At 37.1% G+C, this 8,268-nt stretch carries 7 protein-coding genes and 1 pseudogene; 5 read left to right on the top strand and 3 right to left on the bottom strand.

The window, feature by feature from the left end; all coding sequences use genetic code 11:
- The first annotated feature begins 598 nt into the window (after nt 1-598).
- The 4 genes from N9I19_RS12150 (at nt 599) to N9I19_RS12135 (ending at nt 2,368) form a co-directional block, all read left to right on the top strand.
- Nucleotides 599-880 (top strand): DUF4190 domain-containing protein, encoded by a 282-nt coding sequence (locus N9I19_RS12150; protein WP_284470611.1) that lies wholly within the window; start codon nt 599-601, stop codon nt 878-880.
- A 109-nt stretch (nt 881-989) separates the two neighbouring features.
- Nucleotides 990-1,310: a type II toxin-antitoxin system HicB family antitoxin gene (locus N9I19_RS12145; protein WP_061463409.1), complete on the top strand. Its 321-nt coding sequence runs from the start codon at nt 990-992 to the stop codon at nt 1,308-1,310.
- 393 nt (nt 1,311-1,703) lie between these two features.
- The gene (locus tag N9I19_RS12140; RefSeq protein ID WP_284470612.1) at nt 1,704-2,129 is read left to right on the top strand and encodes a nucleoside 2-deoxyribosyltransferase; all 426 of its coding nucleotides are present in this window, start codon (nt 1,704-1,706) and stop codon (nt 2,127-2,129) included.
- 110 nt (nt 2,130-2,239) lie between these two features.
- Nucleotides 2,240-2,368, top strand: coding sequence for a hypothetical protein (locus N9I19_RS12135; RefSeq protein WP_317777925.1), 129 nt, complete (start codon nt 2,240-2,242; stop codon nt 2,366-2,368).
- Nucleotides 2,369-2,766: 398 nt separating this feature from the next.
- Here N9I19_RS12135 and N9I19_RS12130 read toward each other — a convergent pair whose 3' ends face one another.
- Nucleotides 2,767-3,513: a L,D-transpeptidase family protein gene (locus tag N9I19_RS12130; RefSeq protein WP_061463407.1), complete on the bottom strand. Its 747-nt coding sequence runs from the start codon at nt 3,511-3,513 to the stop codon at nt 2,767-2,769.
- Nucleotides 3,514-3,730: 217 nt separating this feature from the next.
- Between N9I19_RS12130 and N9I19_RS12125 the strand changes: the two genes are divergently transcribed.
- Nucleotides 3,731-4,183, top strand: coding sequence for a YueI family protein (locus tag N9I19_RS12125; protein ID WP_284470614.1), 453 nt, complete (start codon nt 3,731-3,733; stop codon nt 4,181-4,183).
- 1,354 nt (nt 4,184-5,537) lie between these two features.
- Here the strand turns inward: N9I19_RS12125 and N9I19_RS12110 are convergent.
- Nucleotides 5,538-6,605 (bottom strand): AI-2E family transporter, encoded by a 1,068-nt coding sequence (locus N9I19_RS12110; RefSeq protein WP_317777924.1) that lies wholly within the window; start codon nt 6,603-6,605, stop codon nt 5,538-5,540.
- A gap of 309 nt (nt 6,606-6,914) precedes the next feature.
- A pseudogene (locus tag N9I19_RS12105) lies at nt 6,915-8,182 on the bottom strand (L-lactate MFS transporter).
- Between the last annotated feature and the right edge of the window lie 86 nt (nt 8,183-8,268).

The following is an 8,268-nucleotide window of genomic DNA, read 5'->3' as shown; positions in this document are numbered from 1 at the left end:
TAACTTCAGGCAAAAATTCAAAGGGAATCTCAAAAAGGGGTTCGGAATTTTTTAATTCCGAACCCCTTTTGTCTACATTTTTTTTATGGCTTGTACAATTTGACCGCTGATTGGAACGTAGGGTACTCGCTTTCCGCGGGGCGGCCCGCCCTCGGTGTTCTTTGCGCCTGTGGGTCACCCTTGGACACGCTTTTCCTGCTGGGGGAGTCTACTACCATCCGTTCCAATCAACTGGAACGTTTTAAGAAAAAACTGTAGGCTAGGTCTGATCCCGAACCCTTAATTAAGACTAGTTTATACTTTATGGTTTTTACCTGTTTTATGAAACCCTTATTAAATTGACGAAATTCGCGAAACTCCTGCAGAATAACTGGCTGGCGGAGGCCTCACAGACGCTTTCGGCGAGGTGCCTTGTCAGACAGTTGGCGAAAAGGGGACGGATTTCTGAAATCAACTGGTATGTTATGTAAGGATCCGACCAAGGGTATGGAATTTACCGGGAGGGTAGCAAGGAATCTTAGAGATGGTGAATACAAAAATAATGAATCTTTTGCTTTTAATAACCGTATATATAAGGGGAAGAAAGAAGGTGGAATTTATGTCGGAAATTAATCCAACCAACAGCAAAGCGATTGTATCATTAATCATGGGGGTATTGTCCCTGCTTATTCCATTCATCGGCATCATATTGGGTATTCTAGGTTTAATATTTGCATCTAAGAGTAAACAAGAAATTAATCTTACTGGTGAATCCGGAAATGGTTTAGTGACAGCTGGTAAAGTGTGCAGCATTATTGGAATAATCCTTAATGTTATCGTGATTTTGATTTTTCTGGTGTTTTTTTGTTTCGTAGTAGATACGGACATAACAACCTATTGAATGTAAAAATAATCTTGACAAACAAAGAAAAAGTAAGTAAATCTATTTTTAATAGAATTTCATGTTATAATTAACTAAAATGCTATATATTGTATGAAGGGATGATATTTTGACCATTCAAATATTTGAGTATCCAGCCGTATTCTATTATGAAAAACACCCATTGATTATCGACTCTTTTTCCGTTCAAGTTTGTTTCCCGGATTTTAGGCGAGAAGGAATTATTTCTACCGTTAGCGGTAGGAATCGGGTAGATGCCTTAGCTTGTGCTCAAGAATTATTGGAATCCATGGTCGAACATTTTATTCATGATAAAAAAACAATACCGGATGCAAGTGATTTGGAAAAGGTAAATCTAGATAGGGGAATTAATATATGTGAGGCTGCACCCTTCAGGATTGAAATAGAAAATATCACATATGAAAAATAAAAAAACCTTGCCGGGTAGAGGACAAGGTTTTTATTTTGGATTTCTTGAAGGGTTAATCATACTTTATCACCCGGAATGTCAGTTTATAAGAATGAAAATCTATACAAAATGGATCGGTGGATTCTAATAGCCCTAAATCATCAATTTTTTTTACATAAGTACATGATCTTTTTTGTAAGGTTAGCTCCGGAATTTAATTTTTTTAACGAAAAACCATCATTATCTGTAAAGGAATGATGGTTTTTTTCGCTTCAAATTTCTTTGATTGAAACGGTGTCATTTAATTATTTTTAATTTTTAGGGAAAGGATATTGCGTTCTTTATAACGAATATGTATAGTATAGTTAATATAGGTAAAAAGTATCAATAGTTAAATATTTTGGAGGTGTATGAGTGAAATATTATATAGCATCAGACGAAAAAAATTTGAAGCAAGTAAGGTCATTGATCAAGAAATTGACTTCAAAAGGATTTACATGTGTGAATGACTGGAATTTAATTGCGGATGATGAGAATAACCAAATTGCTGAAGGTATTGGAGAATATGAAAAAAGGGGGATTGAGGAAGCTGATTTCATGCTGATCTTCCTAACTGCAGGTAAAGGCAATCTTTATGAGCTTGGATATGCTTTATCATTAAATAAGAAAATTATTGTGTATTCACCTGAGAAAGACAATTATCATATTAATAAAAAATCAATTTTTCATAATCTGCCCGAGGTAACCATCTGCAGTGGGACATTTTATAAACTGGTTAAATTGATACATACGCTTTCTCCGGAAGGATCTGAAAAAAATGGTTCACTGCACCTTAAATAATTGTCAAATGTAAAATTAAAGGGCTACCCTCTAATAAAATATCTTTTGAACGAACTGTTTAATGTATTAAAAATGAGGGTAAAGACCATTAAAAAAGGGAGAGGACTATTTTGGCCATTATTGATATCGACCAATTATTGCTAGCGACTGAAGAGATTGCAGAAGAATCAGTTCCAATCCTTATTGATACATTTGATATTGATCAACTTTTAGATAAAACGGATTACTGGAATTTGTAAAGCAAAGCATGCCCAGTGAGGATATGCTTTTTTTTCTGAGTGAAATTAACCTGATTACCAGTATGAACATAATACAAGTAATCAGGCAATAAGGATATTTTAAAGAATTGGGTAATTTAAAACTTGCGTCCTTTTACGAATCCTAAAATCACAAACATTGCGATGGTGCCGATAACAAAAATTGACTTAATGGATAATATGAGAAGTTCATCGTACATTTGTATTACCTCCTTATATGTAATGCAGTGCGATTATGATTAGCTGTTTATGTAAAAATTATAACATAAAGCCAATAAGTGGTGGTGGGAAATTACAGACAATATGGGTAATAATGTATGGTTTGTTACAGTTTAGACAAAAAAAAATATCCTCTAATCAGGGGATATCAGTAATAGTAATTATTTAAGTCCAAGTGCTTTTTTTGTTTGTGGTCCGACGACCCCATCAGATGTAAGATTTTTAGCCTTTTGAAATTTCTTTACAGCCATTTCGGTATTTTTTCCAAATCCCCCATCAATTCCTTTAGTGCTGTATCCAAGTTTCGTTAATCTTTTTTGTAGCTCAATTACTTGGGGGCCACTACTTCCTTTCTTCAGGAAAATGTAGGTATTCTGTACAGGTAGGCTTTTAGATCCGCTCACCTTATATCCATTCGTAGCAGCTATGGAAGCAAATGATTTATTCGAACTGGCAATTAAGACAACAGTGTTCATTCCCACTTTATCGTACAGCCATTGAACATCATCGTTATACATGCGAATACAACCGGCACTTATATACTTGCCAATGCTTTTAGAATCATTATTGCCGTGTATTGCGTACGTATTACCTGGTGTATTCCGTGCATTTATCCCCAGCCATCGTTTCCCCAGAGGGTTTTTTGGATCTCCTCCTTTTATGTTGCCTTTATAATAGGGACGATTCACAATCTTTGTCACGACCTTGAACTTTCCTTCAGGAGTATAGGAGGCTTTTTTTCCTGTCGCCACAATGAACACCTTCACCAATTTATCATTTTCATAATAGGCTAGCTGGTTATTGGCTTTATTGATGATGATCAGTTGTCTTGCCGCTGCACCTGAAGTATTGCTGAACGCAACAAAACTAAAGGCGAATATCAATACAAATACAATTAATTTTTTCATTTTTTTCCCCGTCCCTCTTTTAAGCAACCTACATTCACACATATACTATCCTATGCATGAAGCGAAGCTAGGGTGACAATTTTTTTAAGGAAGGGTAGACTACAAAAGGGGAAAGTTAACCCCAACCACTTTTTACATTTAGCATTCCAAAGGAGATGGGCACTATTTTTGGCCATTTTTCATACATTATTGAAGTGAAACCGGAGGTGGGAAAGAATTGTCACGCCTAAAAGTGGAGGACTATCTAGAGCAAGGAATCTACGGTCCAAAAGAAATCAAGCCTGGCGAACGAAGGGAATTCCTGGGTACATTACGGGAGCGAGTCGTCATCGTCCTAAAAAAAAGCCAAGTCTTTGAAATGAATGTATATCCGGAGATTGAGCAAATGATGAAGCGGCATCCCCGTTCAAATTTGTTTTTAAATGGTCAGATGGACTATCAATATCTAGGGAAATATATTAAATTGGCAATAAGTCATAATATTCCTTACAAAATTGTTCTCAACAAAGACCATAACTCCGATTTGGGTCTAGTACTAGCAGAAAATAATGCCATAAACAATGAAGTAATTTATATTGAGAAGAAAAATCAAGCCATTCAAGTAATAAAAAAGAAAAGCGTCAAAGCGTTTTTCAAACGGTGGATTAAAAAAATATTAAACAAACACTGAAGAACAAAGCCTAAAAATGAGTCACAGATGTTTAATATCTGAATTACTTTATTTACAGGAATTCGAGAGCATTGTGCATTTTTTAGACAAGAGCTAGAAGATTATATACATTCCTGCAATCATCAACGAATCAAGCTGAAATTTTAAGGCATGGGCCCGAGATTATCGGGTTCACGCTGCCTAACTAAATATCTTCGCTTAGTCCGTAAACTACTTTTGCTTTTCCTTGCGGCCGGACACTATTCTTTTCTGAAATCAGGCACTTAATTTTTAAAATTGGCAATCTCGATCCATACTCATTACACCCATTGAAAACAAAAAAAAATCGGATAAGGCAGTTTGTAGACAAAAGGGGTTCGGAATTAAAACATTCCGAACCCCTTTTGAAATTCCCTTTAAATTTTTCTCAATTTTTATGGAATTGGGTCTCTACGAGCTGTTAGGCCATTTTTAGACCTTGCCAGGTCCAATTGGCCATCTTCTTTACTTTCATTGCAGGGAAAGTGAGCATCGCCTGATCGACAATTTTTAAGTCCCCTTAAATTAGTCCAACGCACCATGCTTTTCTTTTGCATCTGCTTGCAACAGCTTCTGGTTTCCCAACTTTTTCAATTATTTGTCCAACAAGTGGCTCTAAGATGTGACTATTATGCGTATTTCCAGGTGTACAATTGTCCCCAAAACAATGGCGGCCTCCATTTTACGAGCCAAATGGTTCGCTGGATCAGTTGATCTAAAGTAATCATTTCAAGTTGATCTCGCTGAATAGAATCATGTTTAGAAAGCATCCTTATCACCTCAAGTTTTAATCCTTCTATTTTAAAACAAGGGTGTTTTCACATACTTTGTTGCTATTTACCAGGTAGTGAGTTGTGGTTGATTTCCCCTCCAGATGCTCGCTTTCCGCGGGGCGGGCGGTGAGCCTCCTCGGCGTAAACGCCTGTGGGGTCTCACCTGTCCCGCTGCTCCCGCAGGAGTCTCGCACTTCCGCTCCAATCAACCTTAAATAGTTTCGTTTTAAAAACAACAATCTTTACGAAAAGAGCCTAAAACAAAAAAGACCGTAGGCAAAAGTGAACTGCCCCGTAAATGTTAGACACCAAACTAACATTGCCATGTTCTTTAAATTGAGCCTCCCAATTCTTTATTAAGTATTAGATTAACATTATATTTCAGTGGCAACCGTTGAAAAGAATCCTTTGCTTTTATGGAAAAACAGCTATTACATTTATCTTAATGAAGAATTGGTCATAAAAAAACCTCCAATTGTTAGATGGTGATCAACAATTGGGGTGCAGTTCTAGGATAGGTCCCCTTAAATTGGTGGATATAAGGGGGAGACAACCATTCCTGATTATGTGATCCTTTTTCGTAACCTATAAAACTTCCTGAAGTTTCCTATAATCGTTTTTACTACGGAATAAGTGGGGATAGCTATTAAAATGCCAATGAAACCATATATTGATCCTGCAGCAAGCAGCAATAAAATAATCGTCAGTGGGTGAATGTTGAGCCGTTTTCCCATAATATTCGGTGTAACCAAGTGCCCTTCGACCTGTTGAACGACTGTAAGTACAATGAGCACTTTCACTGCCAATCCAATGTCTTGCTGTAAGGCGATGAAAAGAGCAGGGATGATGCTAATAAATGGACCAAGGAATGGTACAACAGTAAAAATCATGGCGAATAGGGCTAATACGAGTGCATAATCGAGACCGATAATTAGGTAGCCAATATACATCAAAGTCCCAATGACGATTGATACGATGAATTGTCCGATAATATAAATTGATAGAGCTCTATCAACGTCTTTTAAAATCGTGTTCCCCTCTGATTCTACGTCGTTCGGAATAAATTTTAATAGAAATGGTCTTAGTTTATCTCCATCTTTCAAGAAATAAAATAAAATGAATGGTGTAATGACCAAAACGGTCAATACACTAGTGATCGTGGAGAAAATAGTATGGACATTCCCTAAGAGTTTTTCCGAGTAATCTTTTAAATGTGTGACCGCTTTTTCTTTCAGATCTTCCATATTAACCATGCCAAAGTCATTTTTTTCAATTATATCTTCGGATTCTTTAGAGAATTCCTTGACTTTGCTTGGGAGGTTTTCAGATAATTCTTGAAATTGGTCCACAATTACAGGACTTCCAAAGTAACTTACCATCCCAATCATGCTGAATATAATCAAAAAGACGATGAAAATGCTAAAAGTCCTAGGGATATATTCAGTTAAAAAGTTAACGACTGGCCGTAATATGTAGTATAAAAGCCCAGCCACTATAATAGGGAAGAATATAGCTGCAATGGTTTTTTGTAGCGGGAGCAAAACATAATCTATCTTACCTAGTAAAAATATAATTAAAATGATCAAAATTATTCCGCTTGCATATTTAAAAAACGGTTTATTGATCCACAAAACAATCCCCCCCTAATTCCATCTCTTACTTGATTCCCTTATTTGGCTTCATGTTAAACTATATAACTTGTTCAGTTTCCTATGACCAGTAACAGGGCTGGAATTCGAATTTCTTTTACTTTTGAAGTTCCCATATTTTTGACGGGCGCCAAGGTAGGAAAGGGGAGTCTGTCCAGATGCTTGTGAAGACTTATATTTATTGGATAATGTTCAAAAAACTAAAAAAAGGCATCATCAAAGTTAACCGCCGTTTTTGGAAGTTTACTTGAGAAATGCCTTTTTGCCAGGTCATAAGATACTTGTTATAAATTAGGATATTTTACTTAATGTATTCGTTAATCCTTGTTTCTGTCTTCTTTGCATTTTTTTAATGTCCAAACGCAACCAGATAGAGATGGCGAATGCTATCGCAATTAATACGGCGAAAACGTAGAATACCGGGATATAACTGTTCGTACTTTCCCTAATCGCAGTAACCAACATTGGTCCGCAAACTCCGCCTAGAGACCATGTAGTTAAAAGATACCCGTGAATGGCCCCAATTTCCTTGGTTCCAAATAAATCCCCGGCAAATGCAGGTAGATTTGAAAATCCTCCCCCATAACAACTAACGACTAACAAGATGAGTCCTTGGAACAATAGTGTATTTGTAGTAGTTGGAAGTAAAAGGAACGCTCCAATTTGTATGATGAAGAAAATGACGAAGACATTTGGACGGCCTATATAATCAGAGGCCGCTGCCCAGCCAAGTCTACCTCCGCCATTAAAGATTCCCATAATACCGACTAATGTTGCAGCACCTGCCACAGAAAGCCCAACAACGTCTTGAGCCATAGGTGAAGCTACCGAAATCATCATGATACCCGCACTTGTATTAATTAATTTCATTGACCATAACATCCAGAAGTGTTTAGTTTTAACCGCTTCTTTTGCAGTTAATTGCCTTAGGTCTTTCTTCAATTCTTTTTTACCGGACTCAATATCTCTCATCATTCCTTCAGGTAGCCAGTTAGCCTTTGGAGGTGCAATATAGGTTGCACCTAAGAACATTAGGATGAAATAGCCTGCGCCTAAAATATAATAAGTTGTATAAATGCCAACGGATTCCATAAGGCTTGCAGCTACTGGGGCTGTTATGAGGGCTCCGGCACCGAAACCTAATACTGCCATTCCTGTCGCCAATCCCCTGCGATCAGGGAACCATTTAACTAAAGTGGATACTGGTGAAATGTACCCGATCCCCATACCAAGACCACTTAAAACCCCTATGTCAATAGGTAAAGTGGTAGTGAATCGACCATTACAGCCAACCCGGAACCAGCTTGTCCTAAACCGAATAATAAAGCAGCAACCAAAGCTGATTTTCTTGGACCATTTTTTTCTACAAATTTCCCAAAGAAGGCTGCAGAAGTTCCTGCAAGCGCCATCATTATTGTGAATGCTAACGTGACTTCAGTTTCTGACCACCCCATAGTCTCAACCAAAGGTTTTTTGTATACGCTATATGCGTATGCACCACCAATGGAAAGGTGAATAGCGATAGCGGATAAAGCGATTAACCACCTGTTTTTTGTCATGTTGTTACCCCTTCTCGTCAAAAATAATAAAGTACCATGCGTTTTATCTATAATATTTTGATTTGCATGCGTTTTATCTATCTTGG

This window comes from Peribacillus sp. CSMR9 (assembly GCF_033141925.1).
GTDB lineage: Bacteria > Bacillota > Bacilli > Bacillales > DSM-1321 > Peribacillus > Peribacillus simplex_A.
The sequence above is the reverse complement of the archived record's forward strand: the minus strand, read 5'-3'. Positions and strand labels throughout refer to the sequence as shown.